Source organism: Planomicrobium sp. CPCC 101079, assembly GCF_007859275.1.
Classification (GTDB): Bacteria; Bacillota; Bacilli; order Bacillales_A; family Planococcaceae; genus Planococcus.
The window spans coordinates 23,259-45,152 of the sequence record NZ_VOHC01000030.1; the positions used below are offsets into that span (position 1 = coordinate 23,259).

Annotated in this window: 21 protein-coding genes and 1 riboswitch; of the genes, 3 read left to right on the forward strand and 18 right to left on the reverse strand. The window is 45.8% G+C overall.

All coding sequences use genetic code 11. The features are described 5' to 3' along the window. Window positions 1-23 precede the first annotated feature (23 nt). The 5 genes from FQV28_RS15300 to pgeF form a co-directional block, all read right to left on the reverse strand. Window positions 24-647: a LysE family translocator gene (locus FQV28_RS15300; protein WP_146497378.1), complete on the reverse strand. Its 624-nt coding sequence runs from the start codon at window positions 645-647 to the stop codon at window positions 24-26. 73 nt (window positions 648-720) lie between these two features. Continuing rightward, on the reverse strand, window positions 721-1,824 hold the full coding sequence (locus FQV28_RS15305; RefSeq protein ID WP_146497379.1) for an NAD(P)/FAD-dependent oxidoreductase: 1,104 nt from the start codon (window positions 1,822-1,824) through the stop codon (window positions 721-723). A gap of 23 nt (window positions 1,825-1,847) precedes the next feature. Beyond that, window positions 1,848-3,023: a cystathionine beta-lyase gene (gene metC / locus FQV28_RS15310; RefSeq protein ID WP_146497380.1), complete on the reverse strand. Its 1,176-nt coding sequence runs from the start codon at window positions 3,021-3,023 to the stop codon at window positions 1,848-1,850. After that, window positions 3,020-4,141 carry a methionine biosynthesis PLP-dependent protein gene (locus FQV28_RS15315; protein ID WP_146497381.1) on the reverse strand — a complete coding sequence of 374 codons (1,122 nt, stop codon included), beginning with the start codon at window positions 4,139-4,141 and terminating at the stop codon, window positions 3,020-3,022. The genes metC and FQV28_RS15315 overlap by 4 nt, the downstream gene beginning before the upstream one ends. 77 nt (window positions 4,142-4,218) lie before the next feature. Next, window positions 4,219-4,324, reverse strand: a riboswitch (SAM riboswitch). Between the two features lie 85 nt (window positions 4,325-4,409). Beyond that, a complete protein-coding gene (pgeF, locus tag FQV28_RS15320; protein ID WP_146497382.1) occupies window positions 4,410-5,168 on the reverse strand; it encodes a peptidoglycan editing factor PgeF in 759 nt (252 codons plus the stop codon). Window positions 5,169-5,240: 72 nt separating this feature from the next. On the opposite strand from pgeF, the gene FQV28_RS15325 reads away from it, so the two are divergent. Then, window positions 5,241-5,780: a DinB family protein gene (locus FQV28_RS15325; RefSeq protein WP_146497383.1), complete on the forward strand. Its 540-nt coding sequence runs from the start codon at window positions 5,241-5,243 to the stop codon at window positions 5,778-5,780. A gap of 38 nt (window positions 5,781-5,818) precedes the next feature. On the opposite strand, the gene FQV28_RS15330 is transcribed toward FQV28_RS15325, so the two are convergent. From FQV28_RS15330 to FQV28_RS15350, 5 genes are all read right to left on the reverse strand, one after another. After that, entirely contained in the window at window positions 5,819-6,877 is a 1,059-nt protein-coding gene (locus tag FQV28_RS15330) for a Gfo/Idh/MocA family protein (protein ID WP_146497384.1), read from the reverse strand. An 11-nt stretch (window positions 6,878-6,888) separates the two neighbouring features. Next, window positions 6,889-7,863 (reverse strand): ABC transporter permease, encoded by a 975-nt coding sequence (locus tag FQV28_RS15335; protein WP_146497385.1) that lies wholly within the window; start codon window positions 7,861-7,863, stop codon window positions 6,889-6,891. Then, a complete protein-coding gene (locus FQV28_RS15340; protein WP_146497386.1) occupies window positions 7,856-9,367 on the reverse strand; it encodes a sugar ABC transporter ATP-binding protein in 1,512 nt (503 codons plus the stop codon). The genes FQV28_RS15335 and FQV28_RS15340 overlap by 8 nt, the downstream gene beginning before the upstream one ends. A 68-nt stretch (window positions 9,368-9,435) precedes the next feature. Next, on the reverse strand, window positions 9,436-10,419 hold the full coding sequence (locus FQV28_RS15345) for a substrate-binding domain-containing protein (protein ID WP_146497387.1): 984 nt from the start codon (window positions 10,417-10,419) through the stop codon (window positions 9,436-9,438). A 120-nt stretch (window positions 10,420-10,539) separates the two neighbouring features. Then, window positions 10,540-11,529, reverse strand: coding sequence for a LacI family DNA-binding transcriptional regulator (locus tag FQV28_RS15350; protein ID WP_146497388.1), 990 nt, complete (start codon window positions 11,527-11,529; stop codon window positions 10,540-10,542). Between the two features lie 200 nt (window positions 11,530-11,729). Here FQV28_RS15350 and FQV28_RS15355 point away from each other — a divergent pair, with 200 nt between their 5' ends. Then, window positions 11,730-12,698, forward strand: coding sequence for a sugar phosphate isomerase/epimerase family protein (locus tag FQV28_RS15355; protein ID WP_146497389.1), 969 nt, complete (start codon window positions 11,730-11,732; stop codon window positions 12,696-12,698). A gap of 114 nt (window positions 12,699-12,812) precedes the next feature. On the opposite strand, the gene FQV28_RS15360 is transcribed toward FQV28_RS15355, so the two are convergent. Further along, complete coding sequence (locus FQV28_RS15360; RefSeq protein ID WP_146497390.1) at window positions 12,813-13,283, reverse strand: DMP19 family protein; 471 nt, start codon at window positions 13,281-13,283, stop codon at window positions 12,813-12,815. A 230-nt stretch (window positions 13,284-13,513) separates the two neighbouring features. On the opposite strand from FQV28_RS15360, the gene FQV28_RS15365 reads away from it, so the two are divergent. After that, a complete protein-coding gene (locus FQV28_RS15365; protein WP_146497391.1) occupies window positions 13,514-14,431 on the forward strand; it encodes a GNAT family N-acetyltransferase in 918 nt (305 codons plus the stop codon). 105 nt (window positions 14,432-14,536) lie between these two features. Here FQV28_RS15365 and FQV28_RS15370 read toward each other — a convergent pair whose 3' ends face one another. The 7 genes from FQV28_RS15370 to nhaC all read right to left on the reverse strand — a co-directional run bounded on the left by FQV28_RS15370 (window position 14,537) and on the right by nhaC (window position 21,700). After that, on the reverse strand, window positions 14,537-15,739 hold the full coding sequence (locus tag FQV28_RS15370) for a M14 family zinc carboxypeptidase (protein WP_146497392.1): 1,203 nt from the start codon (window positions 15,737-15,739) through the stop codon (window positions 14,537-14,539). Window positions 15,740-16,058: 319 nt separating this feature from the next. Continuing rightward, entirely contained in the window at window positions 16,059-16,859 is an 801-nt protein-coding gene (locus FQV28_RS15375) for an SDR family NAD(P)-dependent oxidoreductase (RefSeq protein ID WP_146497393.1), read from the reverse strand. A 99-nt stretch (window positions 16,860-16,958) separates the two neighbouring features. Then, a complete protein-coding gene (locus FQV28_RS15380) occupies window positions 16,959-17,522 on the reverse strand; it encodes a DUF6155 family protein (RefSeq protein ID WP_146497394.1) in 564 nt (187 codons plus the stop codon). Between the two features lie 114 nt (window positions 17,523-17,636). After that, complete coding sequence (locus FQV28_RS15385; RefSeq protein ID WP_146497395.1) at window positions 17,637-18,842, reverse strand: MalY/PatB family protein; 1,206 nt, start codon at window positions 18,840-18,842, stop codon at window positions 17,637-17,639. Window positions 18,843-19,088: 246 nt separating this feature from the next. After that, entirely contained in the window at window positions 19,089-19,556 is a 468-nt protein-coding gene (locus FQV28_RS15390) for a cupin domain-containing protein (RefSeq protein ID WP_186763911.1), read from the reverse strand. A 110-nt stretch (window positions 19,557-19,666) separates the two neighbouring features. Further along, window positions 19,667-20,146 (reverse strand): NUDIX hydrolase, encoded by a 480-nt coding sequence (locus FQV28_RS15395; protein WP_146497397.1) that lies wholly within the window; start codon window positions 20,144-20,146, stop codon window positions 19,667-19,669. Between the two features lie 126 nt (window positions 20,147-20,272). Then, entirely contained in the window at window positions 20,273-21,700 is a 1,428-nt protein-coding gene (gene nhaC, locus FQV28_RS15400; RefSeq protein ID WP_146497398.1) for a Na+/H+ antiporter NhaC, read from the reverse strand. Between the last annotated feature and the right edge of the window lie 194 nt (window positions 21,701-21,894).

The window sequence follows — 21,894 nt, forward strand, 5'->3', positions numbered from 1 at the left end:
TTGGCTTTTTTAGCACAATCTTACTATTTCTTGCTAAAAGCAATATTAAAGGCAATAAGCGCAAATAGCGATCCCTGCAGCTGGTTGATCCGTCTAGACATGGAGGGGCTTTTTTGCAGGAAAGCTCCGACACTTCCAGCAAATATGCTGATCAAGGAAAAAATCACAAGCGCTTGAAGCAGAAACACCAGTCCATAAACAAGCATCTGTCCTGGGATATTGCCTACGGAATAATTGATGAATTGCGGGAACAGCGCGAGAAAAAACAGCGAAACTTTCGGGTTCAAGAGGTTCATGATGACTCCCCTTTTATACAGCGCTGTGTGGTTCAAAGAGCTTTCCTCGTCCAAAGAAAACCCGGAACTTCTATCGCGAAAAGATTTATAAGCCAAATACAGCAAATAAGCTGCACCCGCGTATTTCACGAGCGCAAAAGCCAAAGACGATTGATAGACCAATGCGGATAAGCCCACTGTCGCGGCTGCAATATGAAAGAGCAGCCCTGTACACAAGCCAAACGAAGTGGCTAGTCCTGCTTTTTTCCCTTTTGCTATGCTCTGGGCCAAAACAAATAAATTGTCCGGGCCAGGCATCAATGTCAATAATACTGCCGCCCCTAAAAAAGCAGCAATCGCTAGAAAATCCATACGCGCCCTTTCCTTTCCCCAATAACAGAATTTATGCCATTATAGCAGACATTCTTGACACAGTGGACAGATTTCAGCGCAAAGGATTATAAAGTTCAAGATCGATATCTACCGGTTTGCCTGTTGCGATATCGGCTGCCAGTTTTCCGATATATGGGCCCATCGCTAAACCTGAAGGCCCGAGTCCTGTTGCCAGCACCAACCCCTTATAAGGTTCCACTTCCCCAAGCAGCGGCAAAGCATCCGGGCCCATCGGACGAAAACCGATCCGGATATCTTCCAACACTCCTGCAGAAAGGCCTGGTGCCACTTTCAGCGCTTCTGACAAGACCTCATGAATTCCTCCAGCCGTTTTACGGTAATCAAAACCTGATCCGGTTTCCCGGGTAGCTCCGGCAACAACTCGCGAATCATCAAATGCCAGCATATAGTGGCTGCTTTCAGGGATGATGACCGGCCAATCGGCTGTGTCTTCTCCAGTCAGCTTGATATGGACAATCTGTCCACGCTGCGGTTCCACGTTTAACCGGATGCCAAGCGGTTCAAGAAGAGCAGGTGCCCAGGCCCCAGCTGCCACCAATACGGCATCCGCCAGTATCGCTTCCCCGTTTACGCTGCCGCCTGTTATCCGATTGCCTTCCCTCAATAACACCGCTTCTCCGGAAATCAGTTTAGCGCCGTGCTTTTGTGCTGCACGCAGCAGCGCCTTCTGAAGCAAGCGTCCGTCTACGCGCGCGCCTCCCGAAACAAATACCGCCTCAACAGTGTCATTCAATGGAGGAAACTGTTTTCTCGCTTCTTGGTTATTCAGCCTTGAAATCTCTCCCACTTCCGGAGCTTCTTTCTTGTTTGACTCCAACTCGTTTTGGACCCTGTCCAATTCCTCACGTATGGAACTGACGTATAGGGCACCCGTTTTCTTATAGCCGAACTCCATTTCCCCTTCTTTTTGCAAATCGGCAATTAATGACGGATAAAAAGCTGCGCCTCGTTTGGCCAGTTCGTACCAATCTTTGCCTCTTTCACTCGGTCCCCATGGACAGACGATCCCTGCACCAGCGGAGGTTGCTTTTCCGGGGTGCTCCTTATCGGCAATCACTACTTCTATGTTCTGCTTTGCTAAATAATAGGCGGCGCTTGCACCGGCAATGCCGCTTCCTACTATAAGTACTTTCACGTAAGCACCTCTCTATCTGATGATTAATTGATAAAATTCACCTCTCCTGTCCGTTGACGGACTTTATGCAATGCCTGTTTGATGTCCGCCAATAAATCATCCATATGCTCCAACCCGACCGATAACCGCAGCAAACCGTCTGTTATCCCGCGCTTTTCGCGCTCCTCTTTTGGCATAGCCGCATGGGACATAGTCGCCGGATAAGATAGGATCGACTCCACAGCACCTAGACTGACAGCAAAAACAGGAATTCGTAAGCTTTCTTTGAAAATTTTTGCCGCTTCCTTCGATGGCAAGCGGAACGACAAAACGGCTCCAAACCCTTTTGTTTGCCGGACGTGGATAGGGTGTCCCGGATGAAACGAAAAACCGGGATAATACACTTCTTCTACCAATGGATTATTATGAAGATAATTAGCGATCGCCTGCGCTGATTCAGACGACTGGTTCAGGCGTGCCCCCAATGTCTTGATGCCTTGGAGCAATAAATAAGAATCTTGGGCACCTAATACCGCACCAAATGAATTTTGGATAAAAGCGAGGCGGTTGCCCAGTTCTTCATCTTTTGTAACGGCGAGGCCTGCAACGATGTCGCTATGGCCAGATAGAAATTTCGTCGCACTGTGCAAAACAATGTCGGCCCCAAGTTCCAGCGGATTTTGATAGAGCGGCGTCATGAACGTGTTGTCGACAAACGTCAAGCAATCATTCGCTTTTGCCAGTTTCGCCGCAATTTCAATATCGGTAATATTCATCGTCGGATTTGAAGGCGTCTCAATGTAGATGACTTTCGTATTCGGGCGGATCGCTTCGGCCATCTCCCCAAGATCGGTCATGTTGACAAATGTATATTCCACGCCGAATTTATTCAGCACTTCAGTAATAAAGCGGTATGTGCCCCCGTAAACATCTTCCGATACCAGCACATGGTCGCCGGCAGACAACAGCATGAAAGCGGAAGAAATCGCAGCCATTCCTGAAGCAAATGCGAAACCGCGTGTGCCTCCTTCAAGCTTTGCAATCGTTTCTTCTAAGGCAAGGCGCGTCGGATTGCCCGATCGGCTGTAGTCGAAAGGTCCGAATTTATCAAAGTTCTCTTGATGGAAAGTTGAAGACAAATAAATTGGAACATTGACCGCCCCTGTTTTTTTGTCTACTCCGGCTGAGTGTATGAATTTTGTTTCCAAATGATCGGTCATAATTGAAGAGCCCCCTTTTCTAAAGTCACAAAAGCTTGCTTTAAATCAGCGATCAAATCTTCCACTTCTTCAATCCCTACAGAGAATCGCAGCAATCGGTCACAGACTCCTCTTTCCACCCGTTCTTCGTAAGGAATTTCGGCGTGAGTCTGAGTAGCGGGATAAGTAATAAAACTTTCTACCCCGCCAAGGCTTTCAGCAAAAGTAATGAGATTGATAGTTGTCAGAAAAGCATCCACCCATTCCGCTTTCTTCAGACGAAACGAAACCATTCCGCCTTTTCCCGGGTAAAACACATCCGTGACAGCGGATTCTTCTTCCAAATAGGCAGCGATTTTTTTTGCGTTTTCCTCATGCTGCCGCATTCTTAACGGCAAGGTTTTTAAACCGCGTACCAACAACCAGGAATCAAAAGGAGAAAGCACCGCACCAGCCGCGTTATGCATTACATTCAATTTGGCACATATCTCTTCGCCTTTTGCAACGACGAGTCCAGCTAACACATCATTGTGACCGCCAATGTATTTGGTGGCGCTATGTATGACAATATCGGCTCCGAGACGGAGAGGCTGCTGTAAATAAGGCGTTAAAAATGTATTATCCACTATGAAAAGCAGACCGTGTTTCTTGGCCAGCCCGGCATACGCTGCAATGTCGATTTCCTGCATAAGCGGATTGGTCGGAGTTTCGATGAACAATGCCCGGGTATTTTCATTGATCTCCTGCTCAGTAGCAGCCGCATCCTTGAATTCAGCGTAAGTTGTGCGGATATTATATGCTTCTGAAAAATGGCCGAGCAGGCGGTAAGTTCCTCCGTAGACATCTTTGGGCACCAATAATTCATCCCCTGGACGGAACAGCGACAAAATTAACTGGATCGCCGCCATTCCGGAACCACAGGCAAATCCGGCATCTCCACCTTCAAGTTGAGCAATGCCCTCTTCCAGAATTGTCCGTGTCGGATTTTTCGTTCGCGTGTAATCATAGCCGGTCGACTTTCCCAGCCCTTGATGCTCATATGCGGTTGATAAATAAATGGGTGGGTTCACTGCACCAGTAGCCGCGTCGCTCCGATTGCCCAACTGAACCAATTGTGTCTCTATGCTGCGTTCTGTCATTTCCATCATCCTTTCAAAATTAAAAGCGGGGGGCTTTCTTCTAAAAGAAGAAAGCCCCCCGCTAAGGAAATACCGTCTTCTCATCTTTTAGGCATGTGCCTATTGGAGTTAGCACCGTGTCCTTCGTCAGGCCGGTTGCTGAGACTTCACAGGGCCAAATCCCTCCGTCTCTCTTGATAAGAAATGAATATGAAATTAGATAATACTGAATGTTTTATACATTACCCCATCTTCCAGTAAATTGCAAGCGGACCTGGAAATTATTGTCCTATTTTTTCATAATAAAACTCAAGTGCCGGCCGCTTTTGCGGTCTTGCCGATAAGAAAAACCATCCGGGCTCTTGTATGTGCACTTCCGGTCGATTTCGATTTGCTCGGCCGGTATGCCGGCCCGTTCGCATTGTCTTTTCACGGCCAATTGATTGTCGATATGATACTTCCCAGTCTGATCGTTAAAGTACATGAACTCTTCCATATAGCCAAGATTTTTGAATTTCAAATATACGTCTTCGTCGACTTCAAATTTTTCCTGGCTAAGCGCGGCACCGATTTGGACATGAAAATTTTCAGGGCTGCACCTTTCCTCTTGCTTAAGATGTTCGAACAGCTTCAACGTGATTTCTTTGACTGTCCCTTGCCAGCCGGAATGGATGGCGCCTATCAGCCCAGATTCTTCATGAGAAAAAAGGACCGGCACGCAGTCAGCGGAAAAACTGGTCAACAAAACGTTGGATTCATACGTGTAAAGCGCGTCGGTTCCCTCTACCGCTGTCTCCAATTGCTCAGCGCCTTTTCCTGTATTTTCAAGCGTCACCTTATAGAAATTCGCGCTATGCGTCTGGTTGGCACAGACAAAATCTTTCACATCAATATTCAGATTGGCCGCCAATTTCCGGCGGTTTTGCAGCACTTCTTCCGGGTCTATGCAGACATGGAGCGCCATGTTGTTAAGTTCCGGTTCCGTATGGTCTTTCATCGTCATGCCAGCTATGAATTTTTCATTGTTTATGTACATGGTTGTTTTCATCTTTATCACCTTGTTTTACTATAATATAGAGCAGGCTTGATGTATAGAAAAGCACCGGAAAGGAGCCAACGCATGAACTTTAAACTAGAAGAAGCGATTGAAATCCTGGAACGTACGCCCGCATCTTTGGAGGCGCTATTGTCGGGTTTATCCCCCGGCTGGCTGCGCAGCAACGAAGGCCAAGGAACATGGAATCCTTCGCAAGTAATCGGACACCTTATCGAAGGAGAGAAAAACGACTGGGTCCCGCGGCTGGAGATGATTCTCCAAGAAGGCGAAACCAACCCTTTTCCTCCGTTTGACCGATTTGCCCATCTAAACGAAAACCCGGAAAAGCCGGTGGAAGAAAAACTCAGCGAATTCAAGAAACTCCGGCAAGAAAGCATCGACAAATTGAAGCATCTAGTTTCTTCAGAATCTCAATTTGAGCTGACAGGCCTGCACCCTGAGTTTGGTCCGGTAAAACTGCGGGAACTCCTATCGACCTGGGTCGTCCATGACCTTACCCACTCCAGCCAAATCGCCCGGGCCATGGCGGAACGATACCGGGAAGATGTCGGCCCATGGAAAGCTTACTTGGGGATTTTAAACAGAAATACAAAAATCAATTAGCTTTATCTCAAAGAACGATAAAGAAGAAGAGCCTCTCCTTATAAAGTTTGGAGAGACTCTTCTTCTATTGTAACCACGCGATTTGTTTCCGCTGCTTCAATAATACCTAAAATGACTTTAAGCGAGGCCAGGGCGTCTTCGCCGGTGACAATCGGCGTTTCGTCCAAGCGCACTGCATCGACAAAGGCATCAATTACGCCGCTTGGCGTCTGGTTATCGTTTGTCTGAATCGCTTCCAATTCATAGTGGACCTTTTCCCCCGTTTTTGTCAGCACTTCAATCTGGTATTTGTCATCGTGATAGATTTTTAAAATGCCTTTTTGGCAATATATGATTGTGCTATTGTCTTCTTCCCCGTAATACGTCCACGAAAAAGAGCCGGTCCCAAGCCGCCCTTTTTTTGTTTTCAGGCTGCATACAATGTTGTCGCACACTTCGATCGGCTTGCCGTTTTCATCCACTTTGTCGAGTGCCCCTTGAAAAGCGCTGACTTGTTCGATTTCATCATCCAACAGATAATGCAGCAAATCCACTTTATGGACACCAAGGTCACCAGCGACGCCGTGGCCTGAACGCTCTTTTTTAAAGAACCAAGTGGAATTTGTTTTATTGAAGCCCCAGTCTTCCGGACCCGAATGCCCAAATGTCGTCTGAAACGTCAGCACTTTCCCAAGTTCTCCGCTTTGAAGGATTTCCCGTGCTTTTTGGTGGGCTCGCGTAAAACGCTGGTTATGGTCCACCATCAATTTTTTGCCCGACTTTTTCTGAGCTTCGATAATTTCACGCGCATGCTCCACCGTCAGCGCAATCGGCTTTTCGCACAATACGTGCTTGCCGCTAAGCAATGCTTGGGAAGAAAACAGGTGATGGTGTTCATTTGACGAACAATCGCTGATTGCCTGGATTTCCGGATTTCCATATAATTCATCCACGGTCTCGGCGACCTTGCCGCCGAACATAACCGCCAATGCTTCAGCGCGTTCCGGATTGCGGTCGTAAAAAACGATTTCATCCACATAAGGATTGGCTTTGTATTCCGGCGCATGGCGCGCTTTTGTTATCGAACCGCATCCGATGATTCCTACTTTGATTCCCATATATTCGCCTCCTACTCCCGTTTTTGGAACACTACTGCAATGATGATAATCAAGCCTTTCACAAATCCTTGAAGGTGGGGTGAGACATTCATCAAATTCATCATGTTGTTTAATATCCCCAAAATCAATACACCGAATAGCGTGCCAATAATCTTGCCCCGGCCTCCAGTCATTCGGGTGCCCCCGATAATAACAGCCGCAATGGCATCAAGTTCATATTGTGATCCTGAACTTGATGAGGAAATCGAATTCAAGCGGGATGTTTCAATGACAGCCGCCACTCCCACCAATGTGCCGATCAAGGTATAGACGCCGATTTTCATCCGGTCCACCCGGATCGCTGATAGCAAAGCCGCCTTTTCATTGCTTCCAAGCGCATAGACATATCGGCCAAAGCGAGTCTTATGCATCAGCACATAAACCAACGCAGTCATCACAAAAAAGATGAGAACCGGAACATCAAAAATCCAAAAGTCACTGTTCGCAATAGCTGTAAATCCAGTGACTTCTCCGGAAACACTTCCTCCGTCCGCAATGTATAGCGCAATTGAACGGGCTCCTGCCATCATCCCGAGCGTCGCAATAAACGAAGCAATTCTGCCTTTAGCGACCATAAGCCCATTTAAAAAACCGGCAAACGAACCGACGAGCAATGCAGTCAGCACGCCTACCAGAATGCTGCCTGAAGCGTTCAATGCCAGAACTGAAATGACGCCCGCAAGCGCAAGAACAGAGCCGACCGACAAATCGATTCCACCCGATAACATGACAACGGTCATGCCCATCGCGACAATACCGATGATGGATACTTGCATCAGTATATTCAACTGGTTGTTGATATCAAGAAAGCGTGGATTCAAAATTGATGAGCCGATGAATAAGATGATAAAAGCAATAATGACACTATATTCTGCCCAAAGCCAGGACAGCCGGTTTTTTGTCGTCCGGGCTTCCGGCTGATATTCTTTTACATTGATATTAGCCAATTTTTGCAACCTCCCTTTTCGAACCCGTTGCGTAATTCATGATTTCTTCTTCATTGGCCTCATCTGCACTAAAACGGGCTGTGATTTCGCCTTGGAACATGACATTGATCGTATGACAAATGCGCATCACTTCCGGTGCCTCGGATGAAAGAATAATCACCGCTTTGCCGAGTTTGGCGAGCTCGACAATTTGCTGGTAGATTTCCTGCTTAGCACCGATATCGATTCCTTGAGTCGGATTATCAAAAATCAACAGCTCAGTTTCCGCTTCGAGCCATTTTGCGATGATGACTTTTTGCTGGTTGCCCCCGCTCAACTTGTCAATTGTAATGCGGGGATTGTGCACTTTAATGTTCAAGGCTTCTTTATAAAACTGAAATTTCTTCCGCTCTTCCTTATCCTTGATAAAGCCACCTTTTTCAAAGTTGCCCATGGAACTCAAGCTCATATTATGGAGCACACTCAAGTCCTTAATGATGGCGTTTTCCTTTCGGTCTCTCGGCACTAAGCCAAGCCCAGCTTTTAATGCTTTTCGTGGATGATCTATTTTCACCACTTGGCCGTTAATCTTGACCTCGCCCGTGTATTTTTTTCGAAATCCGAATAAGCTCTCAAAAAGTTCTGTTCTGCCGTCCCCCGCAAGGCCCGTGAATCCTGCAATCTCGCCTTTTCGGACTGCAAAATTAATGTTTTTGAACGCATCGCTCGTTAAATCATTCACTTCCAATACGACAGGCCCAAACGGGTGCTCATGCAAAAAGCGCTCTTGGGATATAGCCTTCCCGACCATCGTCTTGGTGATTGTTTCGATATTTTCTTGTTCCATGCTTCCTGTGCGCACGAGTTCGCCATCCCGCAAGACTGTATAGCGGTCGCACACTTCCTTGATTTCCTTTAATTTATGGGAAATATAAATGATTGATACACCAGACTTCTTTAAATTTTTCATCAGCCCAAACAGCCGGTTCACTTCGTGTTCCGCCAACGACGTCGTCGGTTCGTCCATAATGATCAACCGGGAATTGTGGAGCAGTGCTTTGGAGATTTCAATCAATTGCTTATAGGAGGTCGCTAAATTCCGGACATATTCTTTCGGATTGACATCAACACCAAGCTTTGCTAAAACTTCGTGCGTTTGCCTGCACATCTCCTCCACTTTCAAAAACCCCACTTTGTTGCGCAACTCAGACCCCAAAAATACGTTTTCGTATACACGAAGATCTGAAACCATGTTTAGCTCCTGATGGATAAAGCTGATGCCATGCTCTTGTGAAACTCGGGAATTCAGCATTTTCACTTCTTCGCCGTCAATGTAAATGCTTCCGCTATCCGGCTGATGGACGCCGCCCAGAATATTCATCAGTGTAGATTTGCCGGCTCCGTTCTCACCCAGCAATGCATGAATTTCACCTTTTTGAACTTCCAGCGTCACCCCTTTTAAAACAGGTACGCCGTTAAATGATTTTTTGATTGTTTGCATTTGGATAAAAGGATTTTCAGTCATTGCCTTGATCCCCCTCATAATAGGAAAACAGGAAATGCAATGGGTCCATTGCATTTCCCGGCATTCAATTAAAATTTAGATTCTGGATCGTAAAATTCATCAACATTTTCTTTTGTTACTTGTGTCGCTTCTTTTACAACCATCGTCTCAGCCGGTTCTTCGCCTTTTGCGAGGTCAGCCGCAATTTCCACCGCGTCTTCTACCATTGTCGGCGAATACAGGAATGTCGCTTTCATCAAGCCATCGTTTTTGATGTCCTCAAACACTTGTTTTGCGCCGCCTGCACCTGTCACAAATTGAATATCCGTGCGCCCAGCTTCTTCAATCGCCTGCAAAACGCCTAACGCCATTCCGTCATCTTGCGTGAAAACAGCGTCGATCTGTGGGTTTGCCTGTAAAATGTTCTGCATAACTTCCAGTGATTTCTCAGTCGAAAAATCGCCGCTTTGGGAAGCGATGATTTCCATGCCTTCAGCGCCTTCAACCGCTTCTTTAAAACCGGATCCACGCTGCTCGGTTACGGAGCTTGGCGGCCCTGAAATCTCTACCACTTTCCCTTGTCCGCCCAGCTGTTCAACAAAGAACTTGCCGGCATTGACGCCGATTCCTTCATTGTCCCCTTTTACTACAACAGTTGCCGCATCGTTTTCAAGTTCCCGGTCTACAATAACCAATGGAATACCTGCATCTTTCACCTTTTGCCCGACAGGAGTCAAAGCCGCCGATTCAATTGGAAGCATGACGATAGCGTCCACATCTTGAGCAATTAAATCGTCCACATCGTTTGCTTGCTTGTTCGGGTCTGCCGCATTGGTCATGACATATTCAATGCCTTCGCTTTCCTGAAGCGCTTTCGCTTGCTTTTCCGCGCTGTCAATCAGTGCGCCCATCCATCCATGCGTTGCAGAGGGAAGTGAGATGCCGATTTTCACTGTATCGTCTGCCTCTCCGCCGCCGGAACTTGAGCCTCCGCTTTCCTCACTGCTGCTTCCGCATGCAGCCAAGCCAAACACTGTGACTAATGCCATAAAAATAATCCATAATTTTTTCACTCTATTCACCCCTTTGTTTTTTTGAAAAGCTCCCCTTCAATGTAAACGTTTATATTTACAACTAAGGCCAGCGCTCCATCATTAATCCCACTTAATAACAGAGCGCTGGTCTTAGCTGTTTCATCCCGATGTCGACTCCCGGATAATAAGCTCGTGTTCTAAAACGACACTATCGACTTGTTCACCCCGAAGCAAATCGATTAACATCTGTGCCGCAATGGTTCCCATCTTATACATTGGCTGGGCAATGGTCGTCAATGTCGGGTTGGTCATATTCGAAAAATCGATTTTGTCAAAACCGACCACCGCCATATCATTCGGTACATGGATACCCGCTGCATTAAGCTCCTTTAACGCGCCGATCGCCAACAAATCCGATACTGCAAACACCGCTGTCGGCCGGTCCGGCAACGCCAGGATCTTTTTCATCGCTTGCTGGCCATATTCGAATCCAAGCTGCTGTGTGTACAAGATATAGTCATCGATCACCGGGATCCCATATTCCGCTAGTGCGCGCACATAACCCGCTTTCCGTTCCCTGGCATACGAAAATTTTTCGTCCGAGTTCATCAACGCGATTTTCCGGTGCCCGATTTGAATCAGGTGTTTTACCGCCCGGTAAGATGCTTCCTCGCTGTCGATTGTCACGTATGGAATGCCGATCCCCCCTCCGTATTCACTGCACTGGATGATTGCATACTTTTCTGCCAGTTCTCTCAATGTTTCGATGTTCACTGCCGGGTCCATTGAAATAATGCCATCCGCCATCTTCTTGCGCACAAGATCAAAATAGATATCTTCTTTTTCCGGTTTGGAATCCGTTTCACATAGCAGAATGCTGTAGTTCTGGCTCAGCGCCATATTTTCAATCCCCTTGATGATTTCAAAGTAGAACGGATTGGAAATCGTCGGAATTAAAATCAGCATGATCCGGCTTTCCGAATTCCGCAAATTCCTTCCAAGCATGCTCGGTTCGTAATTCAGTTCCTTGATCGCCTCTTCCACTTTCTGCTTTGTTTTTGATGCCACTTTGTTCTGGCCATTCAGGACCCGTGATACGGTGGCGACAGAGACGCCTGCTTGCTTTGCTACCTGCTGGATATTTGCCATCTTCTTTTTCCTACTTTCCAAGATTCCATTAATGAAAAATGAAATCGATTACATTTTCATAGTATTATCTTCAGAATTATCTGTCAATAGCAATTTTTATTTAAATAAAACGGTTGATTTACTTGTGTGTTTTCTATATGTTAAGAATGTAATGGTTTACATTTCAGTATATTCCGACATTTGAATATGGGGGGATTTCTTTGAAACTAGGGGTTTTTACTGTCTTATTCTCCGATAAAAACTTTGATGACATGTTAAATTATGTTGCGGCTAAAGGAGTGGAAGCGATCGAACTGGGCACGGGCGGTTATGCGAATGCTGTCCATTGCAAAGTCGATGAGCTGCTGGCGGACAATGGCAAGCTGGCCCGCTTTAAACAGCGAGTCGCTGATGCCGGCTTGACGATCAGCGCGCTCAGCTGCCATTCCAACCCACTTCATCCGCAAAAAGGGATTGCCGGGCCAGCAGATGAATTGCTGGTGAAAACGATGCATTTGGCTTCAAAGCTTGGCGTTCCTGTCGTTAACACGTTTTCCGGATGTCCCGGAGACCACGAGAACGCGCTTTACCCAAATTGGCCTGTAGCGCCTTGGCCGCATGATTTCCAAGAAGTGCTGAAATGGCAATGGGAAGAAAAACTGATTCCATATTGGAAAGAGAAAAACGATTTGGCGGAATCACTCAATGTAAAAATCGGCTTGGAGCTTCACGGCGGCTTTTCGGTCCACACGCCATCAACCATGCTTCGGCTACGCAACGCATGCGGCCCGGCAATCGGCGCAAACTTGGATCCAAGCCATATGTGGTGGCAAGGCATCGACCCAGTTGAAGCCATCAAAATCTTGGGCCGCGAAGGCGCTATCCACCATTTCCATGCAAAGGACACCATTATCGACCAACAGAACATGAACCGCAACGGCCTGACCGATATGACCGACTACGGGAACATGCAAGACCGTGCGTGGTATTTCCGCACCGTCGGCTTTGGGCACGATTTGAAGACCTGGGCAGACATCATCAGTACCCTTCGGCTTTATGGATATGATTATGTCGTCAGCATCGAGCACGAGGACGGCTTGATGTCCATAAATGAAGGCTTCACGAAAGCGGTCGAAAATTTGAAGCCGCTCATCGTCAAAGAATCCGTCGGCGAGATGTGGTGGGCTTGAACGAATAAAAATGAAACCCCACTCAATTTTTTGAGTGGGGTATTCGTGCTTTGGAAAGTATTTCATTAAAACAGAAAGTTATCTTCTGAATTCAAAGAATTTATCCGGAAAATTTTAATCTTGGATAACATCGATCAATTCCATATGCACATCAACAAAATAAGTTTCAAGCAACTCGCCGATGCGGCCATCAAGCTGATCGTACTCCTTGTCTGCCTGCTCAATGACCGCATAGAAGCCTTCTTCTTCAATCTCGCCGTTTTCCAGCTCCTTAAACTTCTGCCACATATCACGGCCGTATTTTCTCTCGATAGCAGCATAATCATATGCTCCAATCGCCTCAAGAGAGCCCACCAAAGCATCTAAAAAACTTGTGACGCCTACTTCTTCAACATGCCCGGAAAACCAGTTCATTAAAATTTCGTGGCCACCGCTTTCAATCTCTGAATAGTAATAAAAAGCTAAAAATGTTTCATCAGCAGTCTGATTTCTTGTGGGATAATCGTATTCACTGATGGTCGCTATCACCGCATTCCAAATATCATCCTTGGTCACCAAGTCTCTTCGGTACATTTTCGGCTTCATTCCATTCCCTCCAGTTGAGTAACATATGTCTATATTACCCATTATATCAATATTCGTTAGTTTGAGTTGCCCCCAAAAAAGGGTAATGGTCATTATTACAAAAAAGGGTGGGATTTTTATGCGCATGGGTTGCATGAGCAGCATCATCATTTCTATTGTTATTTCAGTTCTTCTTACGATCCTGATCAACTTGATCTTATAAATAACAGATAGGCAAGGAGTGTCAGCGGATGGAGCAGTCAATCCGGAGGTTAACATTTGAGGATTTTCCCTACCTTGAAGCAATGGAAACCGGTATTGAAGATGATTATGTTAAACGGATTTTCAAACGTCTCGTTACCACCGAAAACAACCGTCTATACGGCTTGTTCTTGGATGAACAGCTTGCGAGCGTTTGTGGGTATACAATTTTCACAAAGCACTATGCCATGCTTGGGCGTATACGGAGCGATATCCGTTTCAGAGGCAGGGACTTGGCCACGCAATTGACTGTCCATGTCAGGAATGAAGCATTCAGGTTGCCCCATATCCACTGGGTCGGAGCGAATACCCAGGAAGAAAACCTGGCCGCTCGGCGTGTGCTTGAAAAAACAGGCTTTATCGATTATTCGCCCCTCTACGGTGCCACCACTAAAGCCGTCCCGAATTTTGGCCTGCCTGGTCTTCCGTGGGAGGAGATTTTCGGCCTTAAACAAAAAAAAGCTTGGATCGACAAGCTGTATATTCAAACAGGTGCCATCTTTCCTTATGAATGCTATTACCCGTTCCCTGCTTCCGAGGAATTGTTTTGCGATGCCAAGCTTGCGGAATGGTCGTTTTATGAGAATCCATCTGGAACCCGGGTGCTAATTACAAAAAAGGACTTCAAAAAATACCATTATCTTCACGCCATTTACCCCTGGGATGACCTTATGGAGCAAGAAGGACTATGGCAAAGGATTTCTGGTGACTATGAAAAAGTAGCCAGTCTGACCAAAGAAGAAACTTACGTCTGGATGGATTTGACGAAACACCAGGCACAATCGCTTCCGGAAGGACATCCCTTTAAGCTGCCTTCTCCTTGGATGCTCCACGGTGTCTGGAGAAAGAATGGCGAGAAGGATGCTGAATTCGCCGCTCTAGCCAGTCAATTAAAAGACTCTGATTAATCAGCTCAAAATTTTCAACTTTAAAACGCCTGCATCGCTTAACAAGATGCAGGCGTTTTCGTATAGCGCTGATTATAGTGTTTTGACAAAGAATCCTTCTTAAGGTCAGTCAGCCGGGCTGTAAGATGTAAGTGGAATTTTTTCGTACTCCTCAGGATCCAATGTTTCGACCGATCCATCGGCTACACTTTCAACTATAGCAGAAAGCCCTCTTTCAACTGATTTCACCAACTGCCCTTTTTCCTTTTGCCCCAACGATTGCGTCTGCCCTCTTACTTCAAACAGCACCGTGCCGCTGCCGTTCAATGCGTAAGAGCCAAGAGCCGTACCCGGAAGGTCCAGGCCTTGGGAATAAAGAGAAATATTTGTGAATTTCGAGTTGCCGTATGACTGCAGCTCATTATAAGCCGCCACATTCAGCTGTCTAGAGAAGTCGTAATTATAGTTGTCCGCATACTCCGCATATTTCGCGCCTTCAGGAGTCGATGGATCTGGAACAAACTGAGCGGATAATGAAAGCGTTACGGGATCGTTTGTGCCGCCTACATAATACATCCCTTGGTGATGCAGGTCAACAAAGACATCCACTTTGCCAAATTCAGCTTGCAATGATTTATAAACGTCCCGTGACGTTTGAGATTCAGGCGTGAGGAACCATCCCGGCAAGTTCGAAGCTCCTGGAAAATCCGCCGCTTCCGGAACATAGTCAAGATCGGGATTGAAATCGCGGTTGACGTCGAATCCAGGATTGGCGCCGTAGTCGTAGCTTTGGCTAATTCCCCGGTCTAAATAGTTCCATGAAGGAGTTGCACCAGCAAGCTGTGGGTAGGCCTCTACCGTATCAGCCCACGTCATGCTGTTCCGCCGCTTATCCGCTTCAGACGCGTCCGGGTTCATCATCGGCATGAATACCAGAGTCACTTCTTCACGAATCTGTTTGGCTTGAGACGAATTTCCTGACAAAGTTTTCAACAAATTCAGCAAAGCGACTGTCCCTGTTTTTTCATTGCCATGAATTTCACTTTGGACAAGGATCACTTTATCTCCTGTCCCTACTCGTGCCGTGTAGATGTCCCGGCCTTCAAAAGATTGTCCGGCTACATCCACTTGGACTGCACCTTTGCTCGAAGCTTCCATTTGTTTCAAACTTTTTTGAAGTTCAGCGTAATCAACAAATCCGGAAATGCTAAAGTCATGATGATGCGTTGCAGGCCTAGTTTCTGTTTCTGCTGCATAAACTGGCATTGCCAATGCTGCACATAATCCCGCTATTCCAACCGTACTCGCCCATTTCTTCCTCAACTTCATCCGCTCCTTTTAGTTTTTTCCTATAATTTACTTATTAATTTTTATTTTTCCTCCTTATACCAATTTTGTATATGTTAAAATTAACAAAATAAAATTTATTAGTAAATATATTTTGAATATTTAATCATTAAGTAATGGTTAGCAATGCTTCTTTTGAATTTCTTTATTTCAATGGTAATGCTGTGGCTTAGTCGTTTATGCTTAGTAAGTTTAACTCGTTTTGTTTTGCCTATCCTTATCAAAACCACCCAACGCAAAAATAAGCCTTTCCAATGCACCGCATTGAAAAGGCCATATATAGAACTTATTGCTTTACCAATTACCTCATAACGCTCCCGCCTGAAATCTTCAACGACTCCCCAACAATATTTCCAGCCGCATCTGTCAATAAAAACGCGATCGTATTCGCCACTTCTTCCGGTGTCGACAAACGGCCGGATGGAATTTCGCTTGCTGCGTTTTTCATTCCTTCTTCAAATGAAATCCCGTTCTTTTCCGCTCGCCGCCTAATGCCGTTCCATGCCATTTCGGTATCGACATAGCCCGGACACACTGCATTGACACGAATGCCATGTTCAATCGCTTCAAGAGCCATCGACTGTGTCCAGCCGACAACCGCAAATTTGCTGGCGGCGTAGGCAGTGCCGCCGTGGGTGCCTCTAAGCCCTGAGAGTGAAGCCAAGTTAACGATTGCCCCTTCTTTTTGCTCCAGCATTTTCCGGTAAACCGCTTGCGTCAGCAAGAGTGTATATTTGAAATTCAAACCCATGACGCGGTCAAGCGTTTCTTCATCCAGTTCTTCGACCACGCTGCCTCCTCCGATGCCTGCCGAATTGACCAAGCCATTGATGAAACCGAATTTATTCTCAGCTTGTGTGACCAAGTTTTCGCGGTCTTCCGGCTTTGCTAGATCTGCCTGTTGAACAAAAACTTGGTCTTGCCCTGCCACCTCAAGCAATTCAGCTTTCAAATGCTCCAGCTTTTCTTTATTTCGCCCTGTAACTGTGACCCTTGCCCCCATTTTGACCAGGACTTTTGCCGTTTCATAACCGATTCCACCTGTTGCTCCGGTAATCAGCACGTGTTTATCTTTTAATGCTTCGTTCGAAAAAATACTCATTTGCATATCTCCCTTCCATGATAATTGTTCATCTTTTCCCTTTCACCTAATATGGTTAAACAAAAACCAGCCTATAATACAGGCTGGTTTTATCATGCACTATTGAATTGTTATTCCTTGATCCTGGTTTTCCACCCAACTGATGGAATGATACCTATCTGTCAAAATAGCTGGATAGTCGTTTTCGATAGGCGCCGCTGTTTCAAGGATTTTGTGTAAGCGTTCGTTGAACTGATGGAATAAAAGCTCGTCGTTTTCACATTCCTCTACGGCGTTCGAATACATGGTAACCATTCTGGAATAAAATTTTTCTTCCAAATCCTTGTGGGCAGCGGCGAAATTCGTTCCCTCTTCAACAAAATGCACCATCAAATCGACGGTCAATGCTTTGTTGCCGGTCGATTTCCGGAACTCATCAATTGTCCTCTTGGCCTTAGATAACCGAGGCTTAGAGCCTTCCGCATCCGGACTTACATAATCCGTTATCGTTTGCTTTGACTCTTCATACAGAGAATGGGCTACTTCTTCCGCTTTTATTTCAGCGGACAAATGTTTTCTGGCTTTCTTGCTTACTTGCGCTAGATCCGTAATGATTTTAATAAGTTCGTCCCGCTCATACGTCTCCAAATGTTTCTTTAAGTCATCAGTAGTCAGTTTTGCCATAAATTTTCGCCTCCATTTTTCTGCACTTAATAGATTCGTTGCAGCCAGGCCCAAACCCTTTTTAAATTTTAAAAAAGCCATCTTCGATTGAAGATGGCTCCATTGGAACTCGCTTTATCCTTGTTTTTTTCCGGATATGTCTTCGAACTCCCGGGCGATCCGTTCTACCGCTTCTTTGATCAGCGGACGCGGCGATGGAATGCAAATGCGCTGGTACTGTGCGCCTTCCTGCCCAAACATGCTGCCATCTTCCAAGACGACATTCGCTTTATTGTAAATGCGGTCATGGATTTCTTCAGGCGGAAGATTATAGCCGCTGAAATCGAGCCACATCACATAGGTGCCTTCTGGAATCCGGACTTTCACTTCCGGCATGTGTTCAGCAAAAAAGTTTTTCACATAGTCCATTGTGCCGTCTATATACTCCAAAAGCTGGTCTAGCCACTCCTCGCCCTCGGTATATACCGCAATCAAAGCGGCAATCGTGAATGGAGAACCGAGCTGCATACCCATTTCAGTCGCGAAAGTCGCCATTCGATCCGGATCCGTCACAATGACGTTCGTGCAGTGAAGCCCTGCTGTATTGAAGGTTTTATTGATTGCGGTCAATGTCAGGATATGGTCGGTCTGTTCTGCCACAGTCGCCATGGGAACGAATGTCTGGTCTTTCCGGATCAGATCTCCGTGGATTTCATCCGCGACAATCAGTACGTTATGCCGATAGCAGATGTCTGCCAATCTTTTCAGTTCCTCTTCCTTGAAGATGCGGCCTGTCGGATTATGAGGGTTGCAAAGAATGAACATCTTCGTGTGCTCTTCTTTCGCCTTCTCTTCGAAATCCTCAAAATCAATGGAGTAATAGCCGGTGTCATCCACCTTTAAAGCGTTATTGACTACGACGCGTCCGTTCCCTTCAATCGCTCCAGTAAATGGCGGATAAACCGGCCGCTGGATAATGACGCCATCACCTGGCTGAGTGAAGGCTTTAACCGCTACATTCAAAGCATGGACCGTTCCCGGGCTGTAGACGATCTCTTCTTTTTTAATGTCCCAGCCATAGCGCTTCTTGAACCAATACTGAATTGCTTGGTAATATTCTTCCGGGAAGACAGAATAACCGAAAATTCGGTGGTCCACCGTTTTATGTAAAGCTTCAACTAGCGGTTGCGGAACCGGCAAATCCATGTCCGCTGTAAACAACGGAATCGTTTCCTCATCAAAGCGCTCGGTTATGCCGAACGCCTTAATCATATCGGCCCCGTCCCATTTTAATGAATAAGTTCCTCTTCGATTGACGATTTCATCAAAATTATAGTTCATCTAAACCCTTCCCTTCTAACTGATAAGCTCTTCTTTTATGTAAACATAGTTGATTGGTTTATACCCGTATTTTGATTTGTAAAGCTTGCCCAAAGTGAATTTCCAACGCTCTTGGACAAGTTGGACTTGTTTTTTACGACAGTTCGGATGAATAAAAAGAACAAACAATAAATTGTGCTTCTCTTTAAATATTTATGATAAAAAGGCAACACTTAAACCTTCTCAGTTTTAGCGTTGCCTTCAATCTCATCCTGCATGTTCTGGAGGTGGAATCGTTAAGCCATACTTGTTGCCGAGTTCGAGCAGTTTGCTGAGCTGTTCTTTGGTCGGCGGTTCGGTTGGTATTTCCTCAGCCGATTGAGCTGGCACTGCAATTTCACTCACGATGTTCTCGAAATCGGTGGCCGTCAAGGACAAAATGGCTGTCATCGTTTTTGTTTTCAACCGGAATGTGTGCAGTTTTCCTTTGGGAACAAATACTGTGTCTCCTGGCCCGGCATCCATCCTTTTATTTTCTAAATGAAACGTTGCTTCTCCTTCAACCACACGCCAAATTTCATCTTCGTTCTCGTGAATATGAAATGGCGGTTCAAGCCCTTGCACTTCCGTAAACTCGAATACAGAAAAATTTCCGCCTGTTTCTTCGCTCAATAACAGTGGCTTGATGCGGGCTCCCATGAAAAGATAATTTTCCTGTTTTCTCAATTGTCCCATTTCTAACATCCTTTCTAGTAATTTTTCCAAGTCAGCCTGTGAAAGATGGCAGTTGAGTCACAATTAGTGTATTTCATTCAATGGATCGCCGAAAGGCTTAAGCAAAAAATCTACCGCTTTGGCGGCAGTTCAAACCGGTAATACTTCGCCAAAAAATCGTCGATGACCAGCCTATGGCTGCCTACCATGTTGTCCGGCAGTTCATCCGGATAAAAAAACTGAAAGCTGAGCGACTCTGCCTTATCAACCGCTAAATCCCCTTCGTAATCATCTGTATAATAAGCAGCCGTGACCGTATAAAATTCATCGCCATTTTCAGCCACTGCAAAATGATTCGGCCCGGAATAGACGTTAATAAGCTGCAGCCGGTTAACGGTCAACCCGGTTTCTTCATAAACTTCTCTTTTCGCCGCGTCTTCCGTTGATTCCCCAAGTTCCATCAATCCTCCAGCAAGCCCCCATTTATCTTTCGGGTATTTTCTTTCCTCAAGCAACAATCGGCCCAAGTTGTCGACAATGACCGTAACTGCACCGACAAGGATCAATGGACGGCGGCCGACAAGCGCCCGCAATTCTTCTACGTATCCCATATTCAAATACTCCTTTAGCTTCTTTGCTTTTTTTATAGTTTAGCTCACTCTGCAAGCATAAAGAAACCGACAGCTCTCTGCCTGCATTAGGACAGGGAGCTGCCGGTTTCTTGAATCTTGGAAACGCTAAGCTTGCGGTTGTGCAGGCATGGCCTTTTCTTTTTCGACTTCTGCAATTTCTTCATCCGTCATTTTGGTTATTGTAAAGCCGGTCAATGCGTAAATGATCGAAAGAATCGGCACTGTAAAATTGAAAACGGCATAAGGTGCGTATTCGAAGGCACTGACGCCCAGCGTTCCGAAGATAAAAACACCGCATGTATTCCAGGCAAAAAATACTGAGGTTAATGTTCCGCCATCTTCAAGTGCACGTGACAGATTCTTAGATTGAAGAAATTTATCCTTGTAAGATTGCGCATACATCCGGGAAGGTACGACGATGGAAACGTATTGCTCTGCACACGCTGCATTTGTTCCGATAGCAGATAAGACAGTGGCCGCCACCAAACGGCCGCCGGTTTTGGCGAATTTCAAGATTTTGTCCATCATGGCTTGCAGCATTCCTGTATGTTCCAAAATGCCCCCGAAAGACATGGCAGCCAAAACCATCGATACGGTATACATCATGTTATCCAAGCCGCCTCGGTTGAATAGTTCATCAACGAGAACATTGCCCGTTTCTATGACATAACCGCTTTGAAGCGCACTTACCGCATCTGAAACTGAACTGCCCTGAACCAACACTTGCGCTAAAAACCCAAGCAGAACCCCAACTACGAGAGCCGGAATAGCTGGCACTTTTTTAGCAACTAAGACAAAAACAACCACAGGGATAATCAAAAGAAATGGAGAAATTACAAAACTTTCCCTTAAGACAGCAGCCGTTTCGGCAATGTCGGCGGTATCTGTTCCCCCAGCTGAAAAATTGCGGCCCAAATACCAAAAAACTGCCAAAGCGATCAGCAGCCCCGGAATGGTCGTATACCACATATGCTTAATATGGACGAATAAATCAGTGCTCGTCAAACCCGCAGCCAAATTGGTCGTATCGGACAAGGGAGACATTTTATCCCCAAAATAGGAGCCCGATATGATCGCCCCGGCAACCATTGGTGCAGGGATACCCATACTTAGGCCAATTCCCATCCCCGCTACTCCGACAGTTCCCATCGTTGACCAAGAACTTCCGATGGCTAGTGATACAATAGAGCAGATCAATGTGATCGAAATGAGAAAAAATGCAGGCGTCAAAATTTCCAATCCGTATAAAATGAGCGTAGCTACAATTCCTCCCCCAATCCAAGAACCGATAATTAGCCCGATTAAGATAATAATAATAATTGCCGGCAAAGCGAGGCGTATTCCTTTATACATGCCTTCTTCGATATCCTTCCATTTATAGCCTGAACGCCACGCCACCAAAGCGGCAACTGTTGCCCCCACTATCAAAGGAATATGCGGGCCTTGTTCCAGCACGACAATCGTAATAAGCATAACGGCAATCATGACAACAAGCGGCAGAATTGCCCATCCAAAAGACATTTTCTTCTCCATGCATTTCCCTCCCTTGTCTGTTTTTTTAATAAAATTGTTTAAAAGATATTCTTGATTAGCAAGCCATTTCCCTTCTTATCCTCTTTTTTTCTTTGAGTTATTTAAAAAAGCGGGTTCACCCGGCGTTTACAAAATCCATACATACATTTCACAATAGCTTCAAGTTGCTCTGTTATGGTTTGGGTAACAACAAA